At 63.2% G+C, this 26,298-nt stretch carries 19 protein-coding genes, 1 tRNA gene and 4 pseudogenes; 21 read left to right on the top strand and 3 right to left on the bottom strand.

Going from position 1 to position 26,298, the window contains the following annotated elements; translation table 11 throughout:
* Positions 1-33: 33 nt before the first annotated feature.
* Positions 34-3,195, top strand: a pseudogene (locus IPM80_12380) (CusA/CzcA family heavy metal efflux RND transporter).
* A 782-nt stretch (positions 3,196-3,977) separates the two neighbouring features.
* Positions 3,978-6,105: pseudogene (locus IPM80_12375) on the top strand (heavy metal translocating P-type ATPase).
* A gap of 39 nt (positions 6,106-6,144) precedes the next feature.
* Here the strand turns inward: IPM80_12375 and IPM80_12370 are convergent.
* The 3 genes from IPM80_12370 to IPM80_12360 all read right to left on the bottom strand — a co-directional run bounded on the left by IPM80_12370 (position 6,145) and on the right by IPM80_12360 (position 8,834).
* Entirely contained in the window at positions 6,145-7,182 is a 1,038-nt protein-coding gene (locus IPM80_12370) for a hypothetical protein (protein ID MBK8959201.1), read from the bottom strand.
* A 168-nt stretch (positions 7,183-7,350) separates the two neighbouring features.
* The gene (locus IPM80_12365) at positions 7,351-8,583 is read right to left on the bottom strand and encodes a tyrosine-type recombinase/integrase (GenBank protein ID MBK8959200.1); all 1,233 of its coding nucleotides are present in this window, start codon (positions 8,581-8,583) and stop codon (positions 7,351-7,353) included.
* Positions 8,584-8,747: 164 nt separating this feature from the next.
* Positions 8,748-8,834: transfer RNA gene (locus IPM80_12360), tRNA-Leu, on the bottom strand.
* Positions 8,835-8,917: 83 nt separating this feature from the next.
* Here IPM80_12360 and queA point away from each other — a divergent pair.
* From queA to IPM80_12265, 19 genes and pseudogenes are all read left to right on the top strand, one after another.
* Positions 8,918-9,964 carry a tRNA preQ1(34) S-adenosylmethionine ribosyltransferase-isomerase QueA gene (queA, locus tag IPM80_12355; protein MBK8959199.1) on the top strand — a complete coding sequence of 349 codons (1,047 nt, stop codon included), beginning with the start codon at positions 8,918-8,920 and terminating at the stop codon, positions 9,962-9,964.
* Positions 9,964-11,076 carry a tRNA guanosine(34) transglycosylase Tgt gene (gene tgt / locus IPM80_12350; protein ID MBK8959198.1) on the top strand — a complete coding sequence of 371 codons (1,113 nt, stop codon included), beginning with the start codon at positions 9,964-9,966 and terminating at the stop codon, positions 11,074-11,076. Before queA ends, tgt begins: the two co-directional genes overlap by 1 nt.
* Before the next feature lie 52 nt (positions 11,077-11,128).
* A complete protein-coding gene (yajC, locus tag IPM80_12345) occupies positions 11,129-11,458 on the top strand; it encodes a preprotein translocase subunit YajC (GenBank protein ID MBK8959197.1) in 330 nt (109 codons plus the stop codon).
* A gap of 74 nt (positions 11,459-11,532) precedes the next feature.
* Positions 11,533-13,350, top strand: a complete 1,818-nt coding sequence (gene secD / locus IPM80_12340; protein MBK8959196.1) for a protein translocase subunit SecD — start codon at positions 11,533-11,535, stop codon at positions 13,348-13,350.
* A gap of 24 nt (positions 13,351-13,374) precedes the next feature.
* Entirely contained in the window at positions 13,375-14,298 is a 924-nt protein-coding gene (secF, locus tag IPM80_12335) for a protein translocase subunit SecF (GenBank protein ID MBK8959195.1), read from the top strand.
* Between the two features lie 34 nt (positions 14,299-14,332).
* Complete coding sequence (locus IPM80_12330; protein MBK8959194.1) at positions 14,333-15,460, top strand: 4-phosphoerythronate dehydrogenase; 1,128 nt, start codon at positions 14,333-14,335, stop codon at positions 15,458-15,460.
* A gap of 39 nt (positions 15,461-15,499) precedes the next feature.
* Positions 15,500-16,449 (top strand): annotated as a pseudogene (purT, locus tag IPM80_12325) (formate-dependent phosphoribosylglycinamide formyltransferase).
* A gap of 36 nt (positions 16,450-16,485) precedes the next feature.
* Positions 16,486-16,872 carry a lactoylglutathione lyase gene (gene gloA, locus IPM80_12320; GenBank protein MBK8959193.1) on the top strand — a complete coding sequence of 129 codons (387 nt, stop codon included), beginning with the start codon at positions 16,486-16,488 and terminating at the stop codon, positions 16,870-16,872.
* Positions 16,873-17,057: 185 nt separating this feature from the next.
* On the top strand, positions 17,058-17,681 hold the full coding sequence (locus IPM80_12315) for an ABC transporter substrate-binding protein (protein MBK8959192.1): 624 nt from the start codon (positions 17,058-17,060) through the stop codon (positions 17,679-17,681).
* A 37-nt stretch (positions 17,682-17,718) separates the two neighbouring features.
* The gene (locus IPM80_12310) at positions 17,719-17,970 is read left to right on the top strand and encodes a BolA family transcriptional regulator (protein ID MBK8959191.1); all 252 of its coding nucleotides are present in this window, start codon (positions 17,719-17,721) and stop codon (positions 17,968-17,970) included.
* Positions 17,971-17,987: 17 nt separating this feature from the next.
* Positions 17,988-19,247 carry a UDP-N-acetylglucosamine 1-carboxyvinyltransferase gene (gene murA, locus IPM80_12305; protein MBK8959190.1) on the top strand — a complete coding sequence of 420 codons (1,260 nt, stop codon included), beginning with the start codon at positions 17,988-17,990 and terminating at the stop codon, positions 19,245-19,247.
* A gap of 54 nt (positions 19,248-19,301) precedes the next feature.
* Positions 19,302-19,958 carry an ATP phosphoribosyltransferase gene (locus tag IPM80_12300; protein ID MBK8959189.1) on the top strand — a complete coding sequence of 219 codons (657 nt, stop codon included), beginning with the start codon at positions 19,302-19,304 and terminating at the stop codon, positions 19,956-19,958.
* Positions 19,951-21,258 carry a histidinol dehydrogenase gene (gene hisD / locus IPM80_12295; GenBank protein ID MBK8959188.1) on the top strand — a complete coding sequence of 436 codons (1,308 nt, stop codon included), beginning with the start codon at positions 19,951-19,953 and terminating at the stop codon, positions 21,256-21,258. The genes IPM80_12300 and hisD overlap by 8 nt, the downstream gene beginning before the upstream one ends.
* Positions 21,255-22,344, top strand: a pseudogene (locus tag IPM80_12290) (histidinol-phosphate transaminase). Before hisD ends, IPM80_12290 begins: the two are co-directional and overlap by 4 nt.
* Before the next feature lie 256 nt (positions 22,345-22,600).
* Entirely contained in the window at positions 22,601-23,197 is a 597-nt protein-coding gene (gene petA, locus IPM80_12285; protein MBK8959187.1) for a ubiquinol-cytochrome c reductase iron-sulfur subunit, read from the top strand.
* A complete protein-coding gene (locus IPM80_12280) occupies positions 23,194-24,447 on the top strand; it encodes a cytochrome bc complex cytochrome b subunit (protein ID MBK8959186.1) in 1,254 nt (417 codons plus the stop codon). The genes petA and IPM80_12280 overlap by 4 nt, the downstream gene beginning before the upstream one ends.
* Complete coding sequence (locus IPM80_12275) at positions 24,447-25,196, top strand: cytochrome c1 (protein MBK8959185.1); 750 nt, start codon at positions 24,447-24,449, stop codon at positions 25,194-25,196. The genes IPM80_12280 and IPM80_12275 overlap by 1 nt, the downstream gene beginning before the upstream one ends.
* A gap of 1 nt (position 25,197) precedes the next feature.
* Entirely contained in the window at positions 25,198-25,821 is a 624-nt protein-coding gene (locus IPM80_12270) for a glutathione S-transferase N-terminal domain-containing protein (protein ID MBK8959184.1), read from the top strand.
* Between the two features lie 40 nt (positions 25,822-25,861).
* Entirely contained in the window at positions 25,862-26,266 is a 405-nt protein-coding gene (locus tag IPM80_12265) for a ClpXP protease specificity-enhancing factor (protein MBK8959183.1), read from the top strand.
* The last annotated feature ends 32 nt before the right edge of the window (positions 26,267-26,298 follow it).

Raw genomic sequence — 26,298 nt, 5'->3', positions numbered from 1 at the left:
ATCGTCACGCGCTTGGTGGAGGAGCATTCCTACATGTTTGAAAGTCTATTACGCTTTTCGATCGACCAACGCTGGCTGGTCATGCTGGCCTGCCTCGGCATGGCAGCGTTGGGTGTGCTGAGCTACCAGAATCTCCCGATAGATGCGGTACCGGACATCACCAACGTGCAGGTCCAGATCAATACCGAGGCCACTGGCTATTCACCGCTCGAATCTGAACAAAGGGTGACGTTCCCGATCGAAACCGTCATGGCCGGGCTGCCACGGCTCAAAGAGACACGCTCACTGTCGCGCTACGGGTTGTCGCAGGTGACCGTGATCTTCGAGGATGGCACGGATATCTACTTCGCCCGTCAACTCGTCAACGAACGGATTCGCGAGGCACAGGCACGGCTGCCAGACGGACTCCAGCCCAATCTCGGGCCGATAGCGACAGGTCTTGGCGAGATCTACATGTGGACCGTCGAATCTGAACCCGACGCGCGCAAGGCAGATGGCACCGCCTATACACCGATGGACCTGCGCGAAATCCAGGACTGGATAATCAAACCGCAACTGCGCAACGTTCCTGGTGTCACTGAAATCAACACCATCGGTGGCTACGTCAAGGAATATGAGATCGCACCGGCAGCGGAGAAGCTCGTCGCTTACGGGCTGTCGATGAATGACCTGATCGAAGCCCTCGAGCGCAATAACGCCAATGTCGGCGCCGGTTATATCGAGAAGCGCGGTGAACAATACCTGATCCGCGCACCCGGTCAGGTCGCAACGATTGCCGACCTTGAGAGCATTGTCTTGTCGGAGAGCGATGGCATTCCGGTATACGTGCGCGACGTTGCCACCGTCGGCCTCGGCAAAGGCCTGCGTACCGGCGCCGCGACTGAGAATGGTGCTGAAGTCGTGCTCGGCACGGTGTTCATGCTGATCGGCGAGAACAGCCGCACGGTCTCGCGGGCAGTCGATGCGCGCTTGAAGGAAGTCAATCAGAGCTTGCCGCAGGGAGTGCGTGCCAAGACGGTCTACGATCGCACCATTCTCGTCGATAAAGCCATTGCCACAGTGCGCAAGAACCTTATCGAAGGCGCCCTGCTGGTCATCGTGGTTCTGTTCATTTTTCTCGGCAACATTCGCGCAGCATTGATCACCGCAGCCGTGATCCCGCTCGCCATGCTGTTCACGTTCGCCGGCATGGTTTCAAACAAGGTCAGCGCGAATCTGATGAGTCTTGGTGCACTCGACTTCGGCATCATCATCGACGGCGCGGTCGTCATCGTCGAGAACTGTATCCGGCGCCTCGCCCACGCGCGTACTCTCTCGGCGCGACCCTTGACCCAGACCGAGCGTCTAGCGGAAGTCTTCGCGGCTGCACGCGAAGCTCGTCGGCCGCTGATCTTCCGGGCAATTGATCATCATGGTCGTTTACTTGCCTATATTTGCGCTCAGCGGCGTCGAAGGAAAAATGTTCCACCCGATGGCATTTACCGTCGTCGCTGCGCTGCTTGGTGCAATGATCCTTTCGGTCACTTTCGTACCTGCGGCGGTCGCGCTGTTTGTGCGCGGCGACGTCGTCGAGAAGGATAACATCGTGATGCGCCCGCTATCGCGACCTATCGACCGCTACTCGCGTACTCATTACGCAATAAAGTCCCGACGTTCACAGCCGCCGGCTGTGTCGTCGCGCTGAGTGCGCTGGTGACAACGCGCCTGGGCAGCGAATTCGTCCCCAACTTGAACGAAGGTGATATTGCGTTACGCATTGCGCATACCGGGAACCAGCCTGACGCAGGCACTGGCCATGCAGACCGAACTTGAAACTGCGATCAAGTCATTCCCGGAAGTGCAACGCGTATTTGCCAAATTGGGCACCGCTGAAATAGCGACCGATCCGATGCCGCCCAATGTCGCCGACAACTTCGTGATGCTGAAACCACGCGCGGAATGGCCTGACCCGAGTCGCACGCGCGAGGATCTGCTGGCTGCACTGCAGGAACGCGTGCTGCGCATACCGGGCAACAACTACGAGTTCACACAGCCGATCCAGATGCGTTTCAACGAACTGATCTCCGGTGTGCGCAGCGATGTCGCGATCAAGGTATTCGGTGACGACATGGACGTGATGAATGCGACAGCTGGCGAGATCGCTGAAGTGATTGAGCAGATCCCGGGCGCGGCCGATGTCAAAGTTGAACAGACTACCGGACTGCCAATGCTGACCGTCAATATCGACCGCGCGCGCGTCTCGCGCCTGGGCTTGAATATCGCCGACGTGCAGGATGCGGTCGCGATTGCGCTCGGTGGTCGCGAAGCCGGCGTAATGTTCGATGGTGATCGGCGATTCCCCATCGTGGTCCGTCTGGCGGCCGACGTGCGCACGGATCTCGATGCGGTCCGTCGTTTGCCGATACGACTGACCCGCGGTGGGGAGACCGGCATGCCGCCCGCGTTCATACGGCTGGATGATGTCGCGTCGCTGGATATCGCGCCCGGGCCCAATCAGATCAGCCGCGAGAACGGCAAACGGCGCGTCGTCGTGACGGCGAACGTGCGCGGTCGTGACATCGGCTCTTTCGTCGGTGCTGCAACCAGCAGTATTGCCGATGGGGTGGCAATCCCACGGGCTATTGGATTACCTGGGGAGGCACGTTCGAGCAGCTGCAGTCAGCGAGCGCGCGACTGCGCATCGTCGTGCCGGTCGCCTTGCTGCTAGTCTTCACACTGCTGTTCGCGATGTTCAATAACGTCAAGGACGGGCTGCTGGTTTTCACCGGGATACCATTCGCGCTGACCGGTGGCGTAATCGCACTCTGGCTGCGCGATATTCCGCTGTCGATCTCGGCAGCCGTTGGTTTCATCGCATTGTCCGGCGTCGCGGTGCTGAACGGACTGGTCATGCTGGCCTTTATCCGCTCGTTGCTGGAAGACGGACGCAGCGTCGATGAGGCCGTGAGCTAAGGCGCCTTGGCCCGCCTGCGGCCCGTGCTGATGACCGCGCTGGTCGCCTCTCTCGGTTTCGTACCGATGGCGATTGCGACCGGTACCGGCGCCGAGGTACAGCGGCCACTGGCAACAGTCGTTATCGGTGGGATCCTGTCCTCCACCTTGCTCACGCTACTGGTGCTACCGGCGCTGTATCGGGCGTTCACACGCCCTGGCGTCGAGCGCGGCAGACAGCCGGAAGTTGCCCCGTTGGGCTGAAGCCAACAAATTGAAATTGTACTTGTTTTACCCGGCCCACTTGCGCAGTGATGGGGATGAATGTTAGGCACCAGCTGTTGCGGCTCTAGTAGGCGAGATCTGCGCATTGCACTACTCGGGCGCCCAACAGGGTGCGATGACTGGTGAGGAGGGCTCTAAACATGCCCGATTTCGCGATTTTCACTATCAATGATCGATCTCGTACTACAGACAGACGACTAAATCAGAGATTCCTTAGCTTAAAAGCGGAGCGTACATCATGAACTCAAATAGCAGTGTAATTGTCCACGGAACACGTCGCGTTGGGGATCTTGGATTGCAAGCCCGTGGTTCCCGGGTGGCTTATGTTGGCCTCTTGATTGCGACACTCCTTTCTCCTTCCGCTCACGCAGTCGTCGTTTCCGAGCCTTCGTCGCTGAGTTCGAATATTCGAGTCGTCGTTGAGGGGTCGAATTCGGCCATCGGGATCCTCACGGATGTTGAAGCGCATTCAGTTAAAGGCGGAACCGCGATTTCTGGTTCCATCCAAGTGGACAATCGCAGTGGTAGAGGTGCAGTAAAGATGACACCCCAGTCATTGAGAATTGAATTCTTGGACTCCCGAGGACAGGTCAGGAGCTGTGCGCAATATTTCGCTCGGACCGCATGAGGTGCATAGGCACGGGGCGCAGATGCCCCAATTTGACGCTGAACTAGATATTGAACCGTTGGAAGGCGATAGTTTGCGAATATCGATTGAAGAGCCGCGCGCGAATTGAAATATTCGCTTTTGTCGGAGTGACATGATGAATGATTCGACGACGACTGTTCTTCGAATAGATGCGCTGGATTGCCCGACGGAATCGAAGCTCTTGCGCAAAGAATTCGAGGGAATGCCTGGAATACTTACCCTCGAATTCGATTTGCTGGAACGCCGTCTATCGTTAAAGCATTCCTTGTCCGGGGATGAGGCCATCATACAAACCATCCGAAAATTGGGCATGGAGCCGGTCATCTTGGCACAAGACGACGGACGTCAGGCGGCAGCGAGCACCGTTACGAGTGTCTCCTCGTGACGCAGCGTCGTTCTTCCTCTGGCGATTGCTGGGGTATTCGCCTTGATAGCAGAGGGGTTTGCGTATGTCTTACAGAACGAGACTTCACCTTGGGTGGTGGCGAGTGCGGCCATCGCCATTGCGGTGGGGGGACGGGGTACGGTTCGGAAGGGCTGGATTGCGCTTCGCACCTGGACGCTGAATATAAATTTATTGATGTCAATCGCGGTGCTCGGCGCTATTGCGATTGGCGAGTGGCCAGAGGCGGCGATGGTGGTCTGGCTCTTCGGCATCGCTGAGGCGCTGGAAGCGATGAGCCTGGACCGCGCGCGAGACGCCATTCCGGGGCCTTATGACGCTGGTGCCGGAGACCGCAAGCGTGCGTCAGGATGACGGTTCCTGGCGTGATGTGTCGGCGGACGCGGTCGCCTTGGGAGCACGGGTCCGGTTCAAACCGGGCGAGCGGGTCGCACTTGATGGAACAATCGTCGCTGGTCATTCGACCGTGAATCAGGCGCCTATCACCGGAGAAAGTCTGCCGGTCGAAAAGCAGATCGGTGACCTGGTCTTCGCAGGATCACTCAACGAGCGCGGTGTCATCGAAGTTGAAGTGACTTCCCGTAAGGGTGACACCACGCTGGACCGAATCGCCAAAGCTGTTCAATCCGGCTATGCGCAACGCGCGCCCACCCAGCGGTTCGTCGATCAGTTCGCCCGGTATTACACGCCCGCCGTCCTCGTGGTGGCGATCGCTGTCGCGGTCGGCTTGCCGCTCGGGCTTGGGCACCCATGGCGAGCCTCAATCTACACGGCGCTCGTGCTGCTAGTCATCGCTTGCCCCTGCGCTCTGGTGATCTCCACGCCCGTGACCGTGGTGAGCGGACTCGCGGCGGCGGCGAGGCGTGGCATCCTGGTAAAAGGCGGCCTCTATCTGGAGCTCGGCCACCGACTCAAATTCTTGGCGATGGACAAGACGGGAACGCTGACACACGGTACGCCAACCCTGACGGACATCGTTCCGATCCGCAGTGGAATGTCGACCGATGAGGCGCTAGAGATATCCGCCAATCTGAACGCACTGTCGGAACATCCTGTCGCTAGTGCCATTGTCAAAAGCTACCGCGGTAAATTCAGCAAGGAAGTCACGGAGTTCGAGGCTCTGGCGGGACGCGGGGTAAAGGGCCGAATAGGCGATACGATGTGGTATCTGGGTAATCACCGTCTGGCGGAGCAATTAAGGGTTTGCTCGCCGGCATTGGAAGAAGTTCTTGACGGGTTCGAACGCCAAGCTAAGACGGCCGTCGTGTTAGCCACAGAGCGCGAAGCGGTCGCCGTTCTCGCCGTGAGCGACACGGTGCGTGATTCAAGTCGAGAAGCGGTTGATTTGCTGAAAGCCATGGGCGTAAAGGCGATCATGCTGACGGGCGACAACAGCAAGACCGCGCAAGCCGTGGCGGCCCTCGTAGGTATTGACGAGGTAAACGGCGATTTGCTGCCAGAAGAAAAGCTAGACGCTGTTTCGGCATTGGCCAAAACAGGCTCCGTTGGCATGGTTGGGGATGGGATCAATGACGCACCGGCCTTGGCGCGGGCCGATATCGGTTTCGCAATGGGAGCGGCAGGCACCGATACTGCGATCGAAACCGCCGATGTTGCACTCATGACTGATGACTTACGAAAGATACCTGAATTCATTCGTCTGTCAAAACGGACGCACCGGATAATGTGGCAAAACGTCACGTTCGCGATTGTCGTCAAGGCGGTGTTTTTTGCCCTGACGCTCAGCGGCTATACGAGTCTGTGGCTGGCCGTTTTCGCCGACATGGGGGCGAGCTTAATCGTCGTTGGAAACGGCCTGCGGATATTGAGAAACTAGTCCTTCCGAAATCGGATCAAGCAGTACATCGCTAACTGCCTACTGCCACCCTCCAAACGCATAGCTGATTCCGGTGGATACGCTCCAATCAGCGGTGAGTTGGCCGCCGTTTACATTGCGATAAAGTGGCAACTGAGCAAATGCGTACAGCGATAGATCCTTGGCGGCCATGAATCGCAGGCCAGGACTAATGAATACATACTCGCCGCCAGTGTTCTGATTGAAGAGCTCTGACTCTTCGGCCGACTGATCACGACCGACGACACGGACGTTGAACTGAAGAATAGCTTCGACGCCCGGTAACATCGAATAAGACGCGCCAAGGTTAATCAGCGACTCTGTTCCGAAATCATAGCCGTCGTGCCCTGAAGGGAGGCGAACGGTGCCGTTCGCGAAGGCAGAGATTTGCTGAAAACGCTGTAGATAATACGCACTGAAAATCGGGTCCCACGAGCCGCTTCCGGGCTGGATGGATCGTTCGGCCACGGCGCTGACGGCTTCGCCATCCTCGAAAACCTTGCCATGTTTGGTCGTGGACCCGGTTGGCGTTTTCACGCCGAGCCCTATGACAACTGTCGGACGGCCAGGATTTTGCGGCGCCAGCAGTGAATAGCGTGCCGATACGGTCATATCACCGATTCCGGAAAACTCGAACTTTCCGAACGCAGCACCTCCTTCCTCAAACGCAAAGTGCTTGTGACTTCTGGCCAGGAACGGCAGGTACAGTTCCATGGTCACACGGTCGGAGACTCCCGCGGACGTGCGCAAGCCGAGGCGATGCCCAACAGTCTCAATTTCACGATGTACTGTTTCGACGTCGCCATCGGGAAGCCGGGCATGTTGCAGGCCGTCACTGCGATGTCCGCCGGAATATGGTGCGTCAAGGTCAATGTATTCGTATGAAAAATCGAGACGAATCTGGCCGGCTCGTTCGTGCGCTGCTTCCGGGGTGGTGGTAAGTGTGCAAAACGAGGAGCCACAGGCAGCGAAAGCGCCGAAGGGTACTGAAGCGCTTAAAAACAGAAAAGCGACGGTCACGTGCGCCGACCATGGCGGTGATGAACATTTAATTTTCATGGATTGATTGATCCGCGAGCTATAGGGATGTTTCTACTGCATCCCCGTAACGGAGGCATCGCCGGAGCATAACGCAACGTCGTGGGTAATTTGCTGCGACAAATTGCCGCACTTCGATATCAGTAAGCCGGAACCTACTCTCGGGGCATCACGGTCTCCCCGGCAATTTCAAGAACGGCGTCCTTGAGACGCGAGCTTGTCCAGATAGTCGGCCCAAGCCTGCATCATTTTCTTGCGCTCCGGCAGGTGTTCTGCGCGGTTGTACGCGGCGCGGATGCTGTCGCGTTCGGCATGGGCAAGCTGGCGTTCAATGGCGTCCCGGTGCCAGCCCTGTTCGTTCAATAGGGTCGACGCCATCGAGCGGAAGCCGTGGCCGGTCATTTCGGTTTTCGTGTAGCCCAGACGGCGCAGGGCGGCATTGACGGTGTTCTCGCTCATGGGTCGGGCGCGACTGCGGATGCTTGGAAACACAAATCGGCCGTTGCCGGTGTGTGAATTCAGCTCACGTAAGATGGCGAGGGCTTGCTTAGAGAGCGGCACGAAGTGTGCCTCGCGCATCTTCATGCGTTCACCGGGAATGCGCCAGGTCGCCTGGTCCAGATCGAACTCCTTCCACTCAGCAGCACGCAGTTCGCCAGGTCGTACGAATACGAGGGGCGCAAAGCGCAGGGCCGCGCGCGTGATGGGTTCACCCTGATAGTCCTGAATCGCTCGCATGAGTCCGCCGACAGCCTTCGGTTCGGTGATGGCCGCGTGGTGAACTGGATTGGCGGGAGGCAAGGCGCCGGCGAGGTCGGTTGTCGGGTTCGCCGAGATGCGGCCTGTTGAGATCGCATATCGGAAAATCTGACCGAGCATCTGGCGAACACGGCGCGCGATTTCGTTTGCGCCCCGGCCTTCGACGGCCTGCAGCACCTTCAGCAGGGCGGGGGCGTTCAGATCGCTGATGGGCTTCGAGCCGATGCGCGGAAACAGATCTGCTTCCAGCCGCACGAGCTTGGCGTCGGCTGTGACCTTCGCCCACGAGCTGCTCTGCTTGGCATGCCATTCGCGTGCGATGACTTCGAAGGTGTTCTGGCCGGCGGCCGCGCCGGCAGCTTTCTCTGCCCTGCGGGTTTCTGCTGGGTCAATCTTGCAGGCGAGGAGCTTTCTGGCGTGGTCGCGTTTTTCGCGGGCGCCGTCTATCCACAGGCCAGTCTTCTTGTCCTGGCGGCCGGCGAGCGGCACATCGGGGTAGATGCCGAGACTGAGCAGCTTTTCCTTGCCGCTGAATCGATACTTCAAGCGCCACCATTTTCCGCCTGTTGGTGTCACCAGAAGGAACAGTCCACCGCTGTCGAACAGCTTCAACGGCTTTGCGTCTGCCTTGGCATTCTTGATGGCAATGTCGGTCAGCGGCATGTGGGGGTAACCACGCTGGGGTCGTCCTTGTTACCCCGATTTCTACCCCCAGTTACCCCCGACTGTCAACGGTGGGCTCTGGATCTACTTGGAAGAGAAATCTTCGATTTTCCCGAGTAATTCCGCCGTTTTTGGAATTTCCTGGAAGTCTCTGGAAGCTCTCTTGGTACCGGGAGGGGGAATCGAACCCCCACATCCTCACGGATACCAGATTTTGAGTCTGGCGCGTCTACCAGTTCCGCCATCCCGGCAAGGTGTGCGAAGGGCGCAGAGTATAGTGAAACCTCGCGCGTCGGTCGACCGTGGAGAAGCTTGCTCTGTTAGACTCGCGCCCGTGCAGCTTTCCGACTTCGACTACTCCCTGCCCGAGACCCAGATTGCGCAATACCCGACCGCGCGGCGTCGTGATGCGCGGCTGTTGGTGTTGGGCGAGGCCGTGGGTGAGTGGGCGGATGGCGGCATCGTCGACCTGCCGGGCCTGTTTCGCGCGGGCGACGTGATGGTGTTGAACGATACGCGGGTCATTCCGGCGCGGTTGTTCGGGCGTAAGGCCACCGGCGGCGCGGTCGAGATCATGGTCGAGCGGGTGATGTCGCCGCAGCAGGCGATGGCGCAGTTGCGCGCCAGCAAGCCCACGCGGCCGGGCACGCGCATCGCGCTCGAGCCGTCGGGCGCCATCGAGGTGTGGGGGCGGGAAGGGGACTTGTTCCTGATCCAGGGCGCCGACGGCGCCACGTTGCCGGACCTGCTCGCCGCCAGCGGTCACATTCCGCTGCCGCCTTACATCACGCGCGCCGATGAATCGAGCGACGCCGAGCGCTACCAGACGGTGTTCGCCGCGCAGCCGGGCGCGGTGGCGGCGCCGACCGCGGGCCTGCACCTCGACGAAGCGATGCTGGCGGAGATCGCGGCGCGCGGCGTCGCGACCGCCAAGGTCACCCTGCACGTCGGGGCCGGCACCTTTCAGCCGATCCGGGGCGACAGCATCGACGGTCACGTGATGCATGCCGAGCGCATCGAGGTGAGCGAATCCGCCTGTGCCACCATCGCCGCGGCCAAGGCCGCCGGCGGGCGCGTGATTGCCATCGGCACCACCGTGGCCCGCGCCCTGGAGAGCGCGGCCGAGCGCTCGGGCAGCCTGGCGCCGTTTCGCGGCGACACGCGGCTCTTTATTAAAGAGGATTTCGATTTCCGCGTGGTCGATGCCCTGCTGACCAATTTCCACCTGCCGCGCTCGACATTGCTGATGCTGGTGTCGAGCTTCGCGGGACATGAGCGCATCATGGCCGCCTACCAGCATGCCGTGACCGCCGGCTACCGGTTTTTCAGTTATGGCGACGCCATGTGGCTGACCCGCCGTCACACCCCCGAGCAGCCTTGATGAGCCTCACCTTCGAACTCCAAGCCAGTGACGGCGCGGCGCGCGCCGGCCGCCTCACCTTCAACCACGGCGTGGTCGAGACTCCCATCTTCATGCCGGTCGGCACCTATGGCACGGTCAAGGCCATGAGTCCCGAGGAGCTCGAAGCACTCGGCGCCCAGATCGTGCTCGGCAACACCTATCACCTGATGCTGCGGCCCGGCACCGAGGTCATCGGCGCCCACGGTGGCCTGCACGGCTTTATGCATTGGGATAAACCCATCCTCACCGATTCCGGCGGTTTCCAGGTGTGGAGCCTGGGAGAACTGCGCAAGATCAGGGAAGAGGGCGTGACCTTCCGCTCGCCCATCAATGGCGACAAGATCCTGCTGACCCCCGAGATCTCCATTGAGGTGCAGCGGGCCCTGGGCTCGGACATCGTCATGGTGTTCGACGAATGCACGCCTTACCCGGCCACCGTCACCCAGGCCGCCGAGTCCATGCGCTTGAGCCTGCGCTGGGCGGCGCGCAGCAAGGCCGCCCATGTCGGGCCGGGAGCCTTGTTCGGCATCGTGCAGGGCGGGGTCTACCCGGTATTGCGCGACGAATCGGCGGCCGGCCTCATCGACATCGGCTTCGACGGTTACGCCATCGGTGGCCTGTCGGTGGGCGAGCCCAAGGACGACATGCTGGCCATCACCGCCCATACCGCGGCCCTGCTGCCGGCCGCCAAGCCGCGCTACCTGATGGGCGTCGGCACGCCGCAGGACCTCGTTGCCGCGGTCGGCGCCGGGGTCGACATGTTCGATTGCGTGATGCCGACCCGCAACGCCCGCAATGGCCACCTGTTCACCAGCCAAGGCGTGGTGCGCATCCGCAACGCCCGCCACCGTGCCAGCACCGAGCCGCTGGACCCGGCCTGCCAGTGCTATACCTGCCGCAACTACTCGCGGGCCTACCTGCACCACCTCGACAAGTCCAACGAGATCCTGGGCGCGCGCCTCAACACCACCCACAATCTGGCCTACTATCTCGCCCTCATGCGTGACGCGCGGGCCGCCATCCAGGCCGGGCGCTACGCCGAGTTCTCCCGCGCCTGCTTCGCCAACTACGAGGCCGACGCGGGCGCCTGACAACCCCACTTAAGGCTGTGCCATAATGCGCGGCCATTTTTCGAGATAATTCATGGACTACCTGATACCGAACGCATGGGCGCAAGCCGCGGGCACGGCGCCCCAGGGGGGACTGGCCGGCTTCCTGCCGCTGGCGATTTTGTTCCTGGTTTTCTACATGTTCCTGATCCGGCCGCAGATGAAGCGCCAGAAGGAACACGCCAAGCTGGTGCGCGAACTGACCAAGGGCGACGAGGCCGTCACCACCGGCGGTCTGCTCGGCAAGGTCACCGAGGTCGGCGCGAATTTCGTCAAGCTCGAAATCGCCAAGGACACCGAGGTCAAAGTGCAGAAGCACGCCATTGCCCAGGTCATGCCCAAGGGCACCTTGAAGGAAATGTAAGGTGCCGCGCGTTGCGCGCCGGCATGTCGCCGGCGCTGCGCCACGACACTCATAAGTAGATTCGGATCCCATCGATGAACGAATACCCGCTGTGGCGCTACCTGTTGGTCCTGGTCGTCGTGACCGTCGGCGTGCTGTACGCACTGCCCAACATCTATGGCGACGACCCGGCGTTGCAGGTCTCGGCACGGCGTTCGGAGACGGTCGACGAAGCGCTTGCCACGCGCGTGGTCGATGCGCTGAAGGCCGCCAACATCGAAGTCAAACGCAGCGAAACCCAGCACAAGCGCGTGCTGCTGCGCTTCAACGACGTCGATGCCCGCACCAAGGCCCGCGACGTGGTCGAAAAGACCGTCGGCGAGCATTACATCGTGGCGCTCAACATGGCGCCCGCCACGCCTGACTGGCTGCGCAAGATCGGCGCCAAGCCCATGTACATGGGCCTCGATTTGCGCGGCGGCGTGCACTTCCTGATGCAGGTCGACATGGACGCCGTGCGCACCCAGACCGACGAGCGCTTCGTGTCGGAACTGCGCACCGCGTTCCGCGACGAGAAGGTTCGTTACCGTTCGATTGCGCGCGAACCGAGCGGTGGCATACGCGTCACCTTCCAGAACGAAGAAATGAAGCAGAAAGCGGGCGCCGTCCTGTCCAAGGACTTCCGCGATCTCGAGCGCGCCGAGCAGAGCGATCCGAACGAGATGCTGCTGACCGTCAGCCCCAAGCTCACCGACGAAGTGCGCAAGACCGCCATCAAGCAGAACCTCACCACCCTGCGCAACCGCGTGAACGAGTTCGGCGTCGCCGAGCCGGTCATCCAGCAGCAGGGCGAGGGCCGCATCGTGGTGCAGCTGCCGGGTGTCGAAGACACCGCCGAGGCCAAGAAGATCCTGGGCGCGACCGCGACCCTCGAGTTCCGCCTGGTGGACTTCAACAACGACGCGCGCAAGGCCGTCGACAGCGGCCACGTGCCGATCAATTCCAAGATCTATTACGACAAGGAAGGTCAGCCCATACTGCTCGACAAGAAAGTCATGCTGACCGGTGAGTACATCATCGACGCGGCCAGCGGCATCGAGCAGAGCAGCGGCGGCCCGGCGGTGTTCATCACCCTCGACGGCAAGGGCTCGCGCCTGTTCAGCCGCGCCACCCGCGACCAGATCGGCAAGCCGATGGCGGTGGTCTACATCGAACAGCGCAAGGGCCGCCCGGTGGAGCAGGTCATCAACGTCGCCACCATTCGCGACGAGCTTTCCAAGCGCTTCCAGATCAGCGGACTCGATTCGACCGACGAAGCGCATACCCTGGCGCTCCTGCTGCGCGCCGGCGCGCTGGCGGCGCCGATCGAAATCATCGAGGAACGCACCGTCGGCCCGAGCCTGGGGCAAGACAACATCGACAAGGGCATGATGTCCGCCGTCATGGGCCTCATCGCCGTGGTGGTGTTCACCGCCATCTACTACCGGGCCTTCGGCCTCATCGCCGGCGTGGCGCTGTCGATGAACGTGGTGCTGCTGGTGGCCTTGCTGTCGATGCTGCAGGCGACCCTCACCTTGCCAGGTATTGCAGGTATCGTGCTCACCGTCGGCATGGCCATCGACGCCAACGTGCTCATCAACGAGCGCATTCGTGAGGAACTGCGCAACGGCAACTCGCCGCAGGCCAGTATCCATGCCGGCTACGAGAAAGCCTTTGCCACCATTGCCGACGCCAACGTCACGCACATGATCGCGGCGCTGGTGCTGTTCCTGTTCGGCACCGGCCCGGTCAAGGGTTTCGCGGTCACGCTGACCTTGGGCATCCTGACCTCGGCCTTCACCGCCATCACCGGCACGCGCGCCATCGTCAACCTGGTCTACGGCCGCCGCCGTCTCAAAGGCCTGTCGGTTTAACGCCGTCGAACTTAGGAAGCAGTCATGGCAGGCGAACACAAAGAATTCAATTTCGACTTCATGGGCCACGTGCGCCCGGCGGTGGCGGTGACCACCTTGCTGGTGCTCATCTCGGTCGGCGCGAGTCTGTTCAAGGGCTTCAACTTCGGCGTCGATTTCACCGGCGGCACGCTGGTGGAGCTCGGCTACAAGAGCGAGCCGAACTTGAACGAGATCCGCGAGGCCCTGCACGCCTCGGAATTCAAGAACGCCATGGTGCAGCGCTTCGGCACGCCGACCGATGTGCTGGTGCGCCTGCCGCCGACGGGCGATCAGAAGGCATCGGCCGTCAGCCACCGCGTGATCGAACTGCTGCCCGGCGCGGAGCTGCGCCGTATCGAGTTCGTCGGTCCGCAGGTCGGCGACGAACTGGCGGAATCCGGCGTCCTGGCGCTGTTGTTCGCACTGGGCGGCATCTTCATCTACGTGATGCTGCGCTTCACCTGGAAGTTCTCGGTCGGCGCCATCGTCGCCACCATGCACGACGTCGTCATCACCATCGGCTATTTCGCGGTCACCGGCCGTGAATTCGATTTGACGGTGCTGGCGGCGGTGCTCGCGGTGTTGGGTTATTCCTTGAATGACACCGTGGTGGTGTTCGACCGCGTGCGCGAGAACCTGCGCAAGATGCGCAAGGGCACGGTCAAGGAAATCGTCAACGCGGCGCTCAACCAGACCTTGTCGCGCACCCTCATGACCTCCGGCGAAACCATGCTGGCGGTGCTGGCGCTGTTGTTCTTCGGCGGCGAATTGCTGCACGGGTTTTCCATCGCGCTCGTGATCGGCATCCTGGTCGGCACCTATTCGTCCATCTATGTCGCGACCGCGACCGTGGTGTGGCTGGGCATCAACCGCCAGGAAATGATGCCGGTGGTCAAGGAAGGCGCGGGCGCCGACGAGCGGCCCTGAGCCCGGCGGGCGGCCCGCGCGCTGCCCGCACACCGTGCTGAAGATCCTCGCCGACCGCGAAATCAATACCGTCGCCGAGCACTTTGCCGCGCTCGGCGAGCTGCGCCTGTTCGAGGGCCGCGCGCTGGATGCGCGCACGCTGGCCGATGCCGAGGTGCTGCTGGTGCGCTCGGTGTCCAGGGTCGACGCCGCCCTGCTGCGCGGCAGCCGCGTGCGTTTCGTCGGCACCGCCACCGCTGGTGTCGATCACATCGATGTCGCCGCCCTGCACGCGGCCGGCATCGCCTTCAGCGACGCCGCCGGCTGCAACGCGCGGCCGGTCGCCGAGCATGTCGTGACCTTGCTTTATCTCCATGCCGCGCGCCTCGGCTGCGCGCCGCGCGCGCTCAAGGTCGGCATCATCGGCTGCGGACACGTCGGGCGTAGCCTCATCGCGCTGCTCGATGCGCTCGGCATCGCGCATGTCGATTTCGACCCGCCGCGCGCCGCGCGCGAGCCGGCCTTCGTGAGCGCCGACTTCGGCGCGGTGCTTGATTGCCCGGTCGTCACCCTGCACGTGCCGCGCGTCGCCGACGGGCCGTGGCCGACCGTCAACTTGCTCGATGGTGACGCCATCGCCGCGCTGCGCGCCGGCACCTTGCTCATCAATGCCGCGCGCGGCGGCATCGTCGACGAGGCCGCACTGTGCGCGCGCCTCACGGGCGCCGCGCCGCTGTACGCCGCCATCGATTGCTGGCACGGCGAGCCGCGTATCGATCATCGCATGCTGGCGGCGAGCTGGCTGGCCACGCCGCATCTTGCCGGGCATTCGTTCGAAGCGCGCCTGCTTGCGACCCGTGCGCTGTGGCAGGCGGTGCGCGCGTGGCGCGGCCTGCCGCTCGCGGCCGCGCCGGTCAGCCTGCCGGCAGTGACGGTGGAACGCGCGCTGCCCGCGGCCGGCGGCGTCGCCGCGCTGCTTGCCAGCGTCTATCCCATCGCTGCCCACGATGTGCGCATGCGCGCGGCCTTGGCGCTGGACGTGAACCATGGCGGTGCGAATTTCGACGAGATCCGGCGACGTTACGCGCTGCGCCGGGAGATAGCCGCCTACGCCGTTGCATGCGCCGGGCTCGCCCCCGATACTGTCGCCGAACTGACGGCTCTCGGTTTTCACTGCGTTTGAGCCGTGTCCCTTTTACTTCACCAGCCCCACGTGTTGCCCATGACCCTTGCTGCTATCGGTACGCCGCTGTCGTCCCATGCCACCCGTTTGTTGTTGCTCGGCGCCGGCGAACTCGGCCGCGAAGTGGCGCTGGAGGCCATGCGCCTGGGACTGGAAGTCATCGCCGTCGATCGCTACGCCAATGCGCCGGCCATGCAGGTCGCGCATCGCAGCCATGTCATCGACATGCTCGATGCCCGCGCGCTGGACGATGTCATTCGTCGCGAACAGCCGCATTTCATCGTGCCGGAAGTGGAAGCCATCGCCACCGACCAGCTGCTCGAGCTCGAGAAAGCCGGCTTCAACGTGGTGCCGACCGCCAATGCCACGCGTCTGACCATGGACCGCGAAGGCATACGTCGCCTCGCCGCCGAACAGCTCGGCGTGCCGACCTCGCGCTACCAGTTCGCCGGCTCCGAGGCCGAGTGCGTGGCGGCGGTGGCGGCGGTCGGCACACCGTGCATCGTCAAGCCGGTGATGAGCTCCTCGGGCAAGGGCCAGGTGACGGTGCGTGAACCGTCGGATGCCGGCGCCGCCTGGCGGACCGCCATGGCCGGCGCGCGCGCCGCGCGCGAGCGCGTGATCGTGGAAGGCTTCGTCGATTTCGATTACGAGATCACGCTCTTGACCGTGCGCCATGCCGGCGGCACCAATTTCTGCGCGCCGATAGGGCATCTGCAGCCATCCTGGGCGTGGCCCTGCCGGCCATGGAGCCCTACGGGCCGTCGGCGAGCTGCGCTGTCCTCGGCAGCGGCAACGGCTCGGACATCCGTTACAGCGGCTGGGACAAGGCCATGGCCGTGCCCGGCACGGACCTGCGCATCTTCGGCAAGCCCTCGGTGGCGGGTAAGCGGCGCCTGGCGGTGGCGCTGGCGCGCGGCCAGGACATCGACGAGGCGCGGGCCAAGGCGCGTGCCGCCGCCGCCTGTCTCGGCATCGAAATTCGTTGAGCCGGCGGCCACGCCGCCAAACAAGGGGAGAACACCATGAGAATGCTGCACACCATGCTCCGCGTCACCAAGCTCGACGCGTCGCTGGCCTTCTATACCGAGGTGCTGGGCATGAAGCTGCTGCGCCGCCACGACTTTCCGGAAGGCCGTTTCACGCTGGCCTTCGTCGGCTACGGCGACGAGGACAGCAACACGGTGCTGGAACTGACCCACAACTGGGACACCGACAGCTATGAACTCGGCACCGCCTACGGCCACATCGCGCTCGGCGTGGCGGATGTCTATGCCGCCTGCGAGGAGATCAAGAAGCGCGGCGGTCGCGTGGTGCGCGAGGCCGGCCCCATGAAGGGCGGCACGCGCGTCATCGCGTTTGTCGAAGACCCCGACGGCTACAAGGTCGAACTGGTCGAAGACCGCCACTGAGCGTCGCGGCCGGCGCGCCGCCCGCGCCGTTTCGCGGGTGGCTTTGTGCTACATTAGCGCTCCCCACGGGCGCCCCCGCTCGCCGCGACGGCGAGCCTCGCAAGCGGGGCACCCATAGTCGAAAATCCGGCGCGACGCGTCCACGCGGCGAGCACTCAATCTGCTGGTGACAGAGGACCTAAGGCATGAAGCGTTTCCTTCGAGTTTCGATGGCGTCTTTCCTTTTGCTGGCGAGCGCCCTGGCGTTCGCGGCCAGCGATGCGCCGCTCGATATCGTGCGTACCACCACCGACAGCGTGCTGGCGCGCGTGCAGGCCGACAAGGACGCGCTGCGTGCCGATCCCGGCAAGATGTACGACCTGGTCTCGGAGCTGATCTTTCCGCACTTCGATTTCGCCATCATGGCGCAGTGGGTGCTGGGCGACAGCTGGGCCGGCGCCGACGAGGCGACCCGCACCGCCTTCGTCGATCAGTTCCGCAAGCTGCTGGTGCGCACCTATGCGACCGCGCTGCTGGAATTCTCGGACCAGACCATCGGCTATCCCGATGTCGAGCCGCCGGCGGCCGCCAACACCGCGACCGTCAAGCAGGAGATCTCGCAGCCCGGCAGCGCGTCGATTCCGATCGTCTATCGCCTGCACAACAAGACCGGTGACTGGAAGGTGTTCGACGTCTCGGTCGACGGCGTGAGCCTGATCAAGACCTACCGCGCGTCGTTCGCGGCGGCCATCAAGAACGACGGCCTGCCGGCGCTGATCCAGAACCTGGAAGCGAAGAACCAGCAGTTCGCCGCCGCCAAGACCCAATAATCTCCCCATCGCTGACAGCAGCAAGGCGCAGGCAGGCATGACTCCCAACGAAATCCGCCAGATGATCGAAACCGGCATGCCCGGCGCCGAAGTCCATGTCGACGGCGACGGCCAGCACTTCGTCGCGCGGGTGGTGAGTGACGCCTTCGCCGGCCTGCCGATGCTCAAGCAGCACCGCCTGGTCTACGCCACGTTGGGCGACAGCATGGGCGGCGCCATTCATGCGCTGTCCATTCAGACCTACACCAAGGACGCCTGGGACAAGGCGCGCAAGTTCCAGACGCTCTGACGGGCGTCAAGGTCGCGATGGACAAACTGATCATTCAAGGTGGCATCCCGCTCGAGGGCGAGATTCGTATTTCCGGCGCCAAGAACGCGGCGCTGCCGATCCTGGCCGCGACGCTGCTGGCCGAAGGGCCGATGGTGGTGGGCAACGTGCCGCATCTGCACGACATCACCACCACCATGGAGCTTTTGGGGCGCATGGGCTGCTCGCTGACCGTCGATGAGCGCATGCACATCGAGGTCGACACCAGCACCATCAAGGAATTCTTCGCGCCCTACGAGCTGGTGCGCACCATGCGCGCCTCGATCCTGGTGCTGGGGCCGCTGTTGGCGCGCTTCGGCTCGGCCGACGTGTCGTTGCCGGGCGGCTGCGCGATCGGTTCGCGGCCGGTCAACCTGCACCTGCAGGGCCTCGCGCAGATGGGCGCGGAGCTGTCGGTCGAAGGGGGTTACATCCGCGCCAAGGCCAAGCGCCTGAAGGGCGTCGACATGGTGCTGGACCTCGTCACCGTGACCGGCACCGAGAACCTCATGATGGCCGCCGCACTGGCCAAGGGCGTGACCGTCATCCGCAATGCCGCGCGCGAGCCGGAAGTGGTGGATCTCGCCGATTGCCTGATCGCCATGGGCGCCAAAATCGAAGGCGCCGGCACCGACACCATCCGCATCGAGGGCGTCGAATCCCTGGGCGGCACCCACTACGACATCCTGCCGGATCGCATCGAGACCGGTACTTATCTCGTGGCCGCCGCCATGACCGGCGGGCGCGTGAAGCTCAAGAACACCCGGCCGCACCTGCTCGAAGCCGTGATCGCCAAGCTCAACGAAGCCGGCGCGCACATGACCATGGGCGAGGACTGGATAGAGCTCGACATGAATGGCGACGACCTGAAGGCCGTCAACATCCACACCTCGCCCTATCCCGGCTTCCCGACCGACATGCAGGCGCAGTTCACCGCCATGAACTGCATCGCGAGCGGCACCGGCACCATCACCGAATCGGTGTTCGAGAACCGTTTCATGCACGTGCTGGAACTGCAGCGCATGGGCGCGCAGGTCAAGCTCGAAGGCAATACGGCCATCACCACCGGTGTCCGGCAGTTGACCAGCGCGCCCTTGATGGCGACCGATCTGCGCGCCTCGGCGAGCCTGGTGCTGGCCGGCCTGGTGGCCAAGGGCGCGACCGAGGTCGACCGCATCTATCACATCGATCGCGGTTACGAGACCATCGAAGAAAAGCTTTCCAACCTGGGCGCGCAGATCAAACGCGTGCCGAGCTGAGGCCGCGGCGCAAGCCGGCGCCCGCGTCCTCTTCCTGCTGAGTCCTTTGCGAACATGGGCAATACATTCAATTCCAATCCGGACGAGGTGATGCTCGCGGTCTCCAAGGGCCGGATCTTCGAACAGGCCATGCCGCTCTTGGCGCGCATCGGCATCACGCCCACCGACGACCCGGACAAGTCGCGCAAGCTGGTGCTGGATACCACCGCGCCCGGCGTGCGCCTGCTGGTGATCCGCGCTACCGACGTGCCGACCTACGTGGAATACGGCGCGGCCGATCTCGGCATCGCCGGCAAGGACGTGCTCATGGAGTACGAAGGCAGCGATTATTACGAGCCGCTCGATCTCAAGATCGCCCAGTGCCGCCTGGCGGTGGCCGGCCCGCCGCAGGCGACGCTGGTGGATGGCCGCACGCGGGTCGCCACCAAGTATTCCAAGGTGGCGCGCGAATACTATGCGCGGCTCGGCGTGCAGGCCGAGGTCATCAAGCTCTACGGCTCGATGGAACTCGCACCGCTGGTCGGACTCGCGGACCGTATCGTCGACCTCGTCGATACCGGCAACACCCTCAAGGCCAACGGCCTGGTCGAGTTCGAAACCATCTGCGAGATAAGCTCGCGCCTGATCGTCAACAAGGCCGCCATGAAGACCAAGCACAAGCGCGTCAGCGCCATCATCGCGGCCTTGCGTGCGGTGGTGAACGATGGCTGAGTCCTGCCCGATGCGCCGGCTCGACGCCGCCACGCCCGGCTTCGACGCCGAACTCGAGGCCTTGCTGGCGTGGGACGACGACACCCGCCCCGAGGTGGTGGAGACCGTGCGCGGCATCGTCAGCGACGTGCGGCGTCGCGGCGATGACGCGCTCGTCGAGTACACCAACCGCTTCGACCGGCGCGCGGTCACGCATGCGCGTGAACTGGAACTCAAGGATTTCGCTGCCCGTGGCGCCGGCATCGCGCCCGAACTCGCCGAGGCCTTGCGCGTCGCCGCGGCGCGCGTGCGCAGCTACCACGAGCACCAGAAGGCCGAGTCCTGGGAATACCGCGAAGCCGACGGCACGGTGCTCGGCCAGCAGCTGCGTGCGCTCGACCGGGTCGGCATCTACGTGCCCGGCGGCAAGGCCGCCTATCCGTCCTCGGTGTTGATGAATGCCATTCCGGCCAAGGTCGCGGGCGTCCAGGAAGTGGTGATGGTGGTGCCGGCGCCGGACGATGCGCTGGAACCGGTGGTGCTGGCGGCGGCCGCGATCGCGGGCGTCGATCGCCTGTTCACCATCGGCGGCGCGCAGGCCATCGCGGCGCTCGCCCACGGCACCGCCACCGTGCCGGCGGTCGACAAAATAGTCGGGCCCGGCAATATCTATGTCGCGACCGCCAAGTCCATGGTGTTCGGACGCGTCGGCATCGACATGATCGCCGGGCCGTCCGAGATCCTCGTCGTGTGCGATGGCGCGACCTCGCCCGACTGGATTGCGATGGATCTCTTTTCCCAGGCCGAGCACGACGAGCAGGCGCAGTCGATACTCCTGTGTCCGGATGCGGCCTATCTCGACGCGGTGGCGGCGAGCGTGGCGCGGCTGCTGGAAGGCATGCCGCGTGCCGACATCATCCGCCAGGCCCTGGGCGCGCGCGGCGCGCTGATCAAGGTCGCCGACATCGCGCAAGCCGTGGCGCTCGTCAATCGCATCGCGCCCGAGCACCTCGAGCTGTCGATTGCCGAGCCGCGCCGCTGGTTGCCGGAGATCCGCCACGCCGGCGCGATCTTCCTCGGCCGCTATACCGCCGAGGCCCTCGGCGATTATTGCGCCGGGCCCAATCACGTGCTGCCCACCGCCGGCAGCGCACGCTTCTCCTCGCCCTTGGGCGTTTACGATTTCCAGAAGCGTTCCTCGGTCATCGAAGTCTCGGCGGCCGGTGCCGCCCAGCTCGGCAAGGTGGCCAGCACCCTGGCGCGCGGCGAGGGCTTGGTGGCCCATGCGCGTTCGGCGGAATACCGAGTACCTGGATCATGAGCATCGACTCCCGCATCGCGCGTTTCGTATCACCCTGGGTGCGGGAACTGACGCCCTACCACGTGGCCGACGCGAGCGGCCTCATCAAGCTCGACGCCATGGAGAATCCATTTCCCTTGCCCGCCACGCTGCGCGAGCAATGGAATGACGCCATCGCGCGCACTGAACTCAATCGCTATCCCGATCCCCATTCCAGCGCCCTCAAGGCCACCTGGCGCGCGAGCCTGGACCTGGCCGACAGCGTCGGCATGATCCTCGGCAACGGCTCCGACGAACTCATCCACCTCTTATGCCTGGCGGTGGCCGGCATGCCCGGCGCGACGGTACTGAGCCCCGAGCCGAGCTTCGCGGTATATCGCATCGCCGCCCAGTCCCTGGGCCTGGACTTCGTCGGCGTGCCGCTCAACGCCGAGGATTTTCTCCCTCGACGTCGAGGCCGTGCTCGAGGCCATCACGCGCACGCAGCCGGCGCTGGTGTTTCTCGCCAGCCCCAACAATCCCACCGCCAATCGCATCGACATCGACGGGCTGGACGCGATCTGCGCGGCGGCGCCGGGCCTGGTGGTGCTGGACGAAGCCTATTACCGCTTCGCCAACGGTACGCGCGTCAAGGAAGTGGCCGACCATGACAACCTGGTGGTGATGCATACCTTGTCCAAGATCGGCCTCGCCGGCCTGCGGCTCGGCGCGCTGTTCGGGCCGGCGCCGTGGATAGAGGTGCTCGAACGCCTGCGCATGCCGTACAACATCAACACCCTGACCCAGGTCGGCGCGCAGTTCGCGCTCGAACACCTGGCGGACTTCGAGCGCCAGATCGCGCTCATCAACGAGGCGCGCGCTGACCTCTACGCCGCCTTGTCCGACGTCAACGGCATACGGGTGTGGCCGAGCGCCACCAACTTCATCCTGTTCCGCACCCCGGCCGGCCGTGCGACCGCGGTGTTCGAATCGCTGCGCACCCAGGGCGTGTTGATCAAGAATGTATCCGGCGCCCATCAACTGCTCGCGGACTGCCTCAGGGTGACCGTCGGCACCGCGCGCGAGAACGCGATTTTCATTGCCGCGCTGACCAAGGCACTGGCCTGAATATCGCTCGCCCGAGTCGGCTCGCGGGCCTGCCCCGCGCGCCTGCCCACAACGATTTTGGTGTTATACTCGCCAGCCATCAGACGTGAGCCTCGACGTCGTGCGCGCCGCCGCCAACCGCGTGGCAAAAGCATGTTGCTCGAGTGGCTGACGATCGGGGGCGAGGGGACGTCACCGGTATCTGTGTCGAAGCATGCGCGGGTTCATCCACGCGCCCACATCGGCATGACCATCACATTGCAGGAGACCTTGTAGCATGAGCGAGACTGCTGTCGATCTGGATCGACGCCGCTTTCTCACCGGCACCGCCGTCGTCATAGGCGGCATCGGTGCGGCAACCGCAGCGGTACCATTCATCGCGTCGTTCCAACCCAGCGCGCGGGCCAAGGCCATCGGCGCGCCGGTTGAAGCCGACATCAGCATCATCGAGCCTAGCCAGCAGGTGACCTTCAAGTGGCGTGGCAAGCCCGTGTGGGTGCTGCGTCGTACGCCCGAGCAGGTCGAGGCGCTGAAGGCCTCCGATGGACCTGTTCTCGGCGATCCGGAATCGCAGAAATCCGAGCAACCGGAATTCGCGGCCAATCCCTGGCGCTCGTCCAAGCCCGAGTTCCTGGTGTTGGTTGGCGTGTGCACGCATCTCGGTTGCTCGCCGTCGTTCCGCCCGCTGCCCGACGCCGACACCGGCGCGGACTGGAAAGGCGGCTACTTCTGCCCCTGCCATGGTTCGAAGTTCGACCTCGCGGGACGCGTCTTCGCCGGCGTGCCGGCGCCGACCAACATGACGGTGCCTCCGTACAAGTACCTCAGCGACACCCGCATCCTGATCGGCGAAAGCGATGGAGGCTCGGCATGAGTTTTATTACCAAGGGCCTCACGGGCCTGCGCGACTGGGTCGATGACCGTTTCCCGCTCATGTCGTTGTGGAACGACCACATGGGCGCCTACTACGCGCCCAAGAACTTCAATTTCTGGTACTACTTCGGCGTGCTGTCGCTGGTGGTGCTGGTCATCCAGATCGTGACCGGCATCTGGCTGGTGATGAACTACAAGCCGGACGCGACGCTGGCCTTTGCCTCCGTCGAGTACATCATGCGCGATGTCGAGTGGGGCTGGTTGATTCGCTACATGCATTCGACCGGCGCTTCGTTCTTCTTCATCGTGGTCTACATGCACATGTTCCGCGGCCTCTTGTACGGCTCGTATAAACAGCCGCGCGAGCTGATCTGGATCCTGGGCATGTTCATCTACCTGTCGCTGATGGCGGAAGCCTTTTTCGGCTACCTCCTGCCGTGGGGCCAGATGTCATTCTGGGGCGCGCAGGTCATCACGTCGTTGTTCGGCGCCATTCCGGTGGTCGGCGAGCAACTGGCCGAGTTGATCCGCGGCGACTACGTGATTTCCGACACCACTTTGAACCGCTTCTTCTCCTTCCATGTCATCGCGCTGCCGTTCGCGATTGCGGGCCTCGTGGTGCTGCACATCATCGCGCTGCACGAAGTCGGCTCGAACAACCCTGACGGCGTCGAGATCAAGAAGCTCAAGGACAAGGACGGCAAGCCGCTGGACGGCATCCCCTTCCATCCTTACTACACGGTCAAGGATTCGGTCGGCGTCGTGGTGTTCCTCATGTTCTTCGCCAGCGTGGTGTTCTTCGCGCCGGAGATGGGCGGCTACTTCCTTGAAGCCAACAACTTCATCCCGGCCGACCCGCTGAAGACGCCGCTGCACATCGCGCCGGTGTGGTACTTCACGCCGTTCTATTCGATCCTGCGTGCCAACACCTATCCGTTCTTCGGGGTGGACGCCAAGCTGTGGGGTGTGATCTTCATGGGCCTCGGCACCATGGTGTTCTTCCTGCTGCCGTGGTTGGACCGCAGCCCGGTCAAGTCGATTCGCTACCGCGGCGGGATCTACAAGTCGGCGCTCGCAATCTTCGTGGTGGCGTTCGTGGTGCTCGGCTATCTCGGCATCCTGCCGCCGACGCCGGGGCGTACGCTGACCGCGCAGATCTTCACGGTCGTCTATTTCCTGTTCTTCGCGCTGATGCCGCTCTACACGAAATGGGACAAGACCAAGCCGGTACCGGAAAGGGTGACGCACTGATGAAAACCTTCATCTTCGCCTTGTGCTTGATGGGCTGGGCCGGCCTGGTGTCGGCCAGCGAGGGCGGTCCGGCCTTGCTGGAAGCCCATGTCAATCTGGACAGCAAACCGAACCTGCAGCGTGGCGCGCGGACCTTCGTGAACTACTGCCTGAGCTGCCATTCGGCGAGCTTCATGCGCTACAGCCGCCTGGTCGACGACCTCGGCCTGCCAAAGGAAGTGGTCGAAAAGAACCTGATGTTCACGACCGACAAGATCGGCGACGTCATGCAGGTGGCCATGAAGCCGGCCGATGGCGAACAGTGGTTCGGCGTGCCGCCGCCGGATCTGTCGGTCATCGCCCGCGCCCGTGGCGCCGACTGGCTGTATTCGTTCCTGATGGGATTTTACAAGGATGACAAGCGCCCGACCGGCGTCAACAACCTGTATTTCCCGACCACGGCGATGCCGGCGGTGCTGTCGCGCCTGCAGGGCGTACAGGTGTTGAAGCCCGCCGCCGAGGGCGAAGCGGCCCACGGTGAAGGCCATGCCGGCCACGCTGGTCCGACCTTGGAACTGGCCATGCCCGGCACGCAGTCGCCCGAGGAGTACGCGGCCACGGTGCGCGACCTGGTCAGCTTCATGGTCTACCTCGGCGAGCCGGCCAAGCTCGTGCGCTACAAGATTGGCTTCTGGGTGCTGGCGTTCCTGTTCGTATTGTTCATCTCGACCTATCTCCTGAAGAAGGAATACTGGAAGGATGTTCATTGATATGACCGCACTGGCAAATCGGCGGTCGGTCATGACGCTTTATGCAGACGCCGCCGATCCGCTGGGGCACAGTGTGCGCCTCGTGCTGATGGAGAAGGACATCAATGTCGAGATCCATTTCATCGACGAGGACAGCAAGCCCGAGGATCTCAACGACCTCAATCCCTACCACAACTTGCTGACGCTGATCGATCGTGATCTGGTGCTCTACGACGCCCAGATCATGCTCGAGTACCTGGACGAACGTTATCCGCACCCGCCCTTGATGCCGGTCGACCCGGTATCAAGGGCCAACAATCGCCAATTGCGCTATCGCATCGTGCGCGATCTGTATTCATTGGCCAGCGATCTGGAGGGCGACAACGAGATCGCCGCGGCCAACGCGCGCAAGACCATGCGCGACAACCTGATGGCCATCTCGCCGTTGTTTGGCCAGTTCCCGTATTTCATGTCGCCCGAATTTTCATTGGTCGATTTATGCATGGCGCCGCTGTTGTGGCGTCTGCCGCGCTATGGTGTGAAGCTCACGCCGCAGGCCAAGCCCCTGTTGAAATACGCGGACAAGCTCTTCGACCGGCGCGCCTTCCAGATCAGCCTGTCGCCGGTCGAGCAGGAAATCCGCTGACATCTGCCCGACACTCACGACCGTGAGCAATCAGCCTGCCATGACTTCTACGCGTCCCTACCTGATCCGGGCACTGTACGAATGGATAGTCGACAACCAGTGCACGCCGCACCTGCTGGTTGAAGTCAGGGACGATCACACGCGCGTACCGCGCCAGTTCGTCGACAAGGGCGTGATCGTGTTGAATGTCTCGCCTACCGCGGTCAAGCACCTGCTGCTCGGTAACGAGCGCATCAGCTTCAGTGCGCGCTTCGGTGGCACGCCGCACGACATCGACGTGCCGGTCGCGGCGGTGCAGGCCATCTACGCCCGCGAGAACGGGCAGGGGATTTTTCTCGGGGATGCGGTCGACGAAGCCACGCCGACGGCCGTGCCAGTCGATGGCGAAGGGCCGCCGCCGACCCGACCCGGCGGCAAGCCGCCGCACCTGACCGTCGTCAAGTAACGACCTTGCCTGCGCGCCGGTGCGCGCGCGGC

The sequence above is a fragment of the Pseudomonadota bacterium genome (assembly GCA_016719885.1).
Taxonomy (GTDB): domain Bacteria; phylum Pseudomonadota; class Gammaproteobacteria.
Note: the sequence above shows the minus strand (reverse complement) of the source record. Positions and strands in the feature narration are given on the sequence as shown.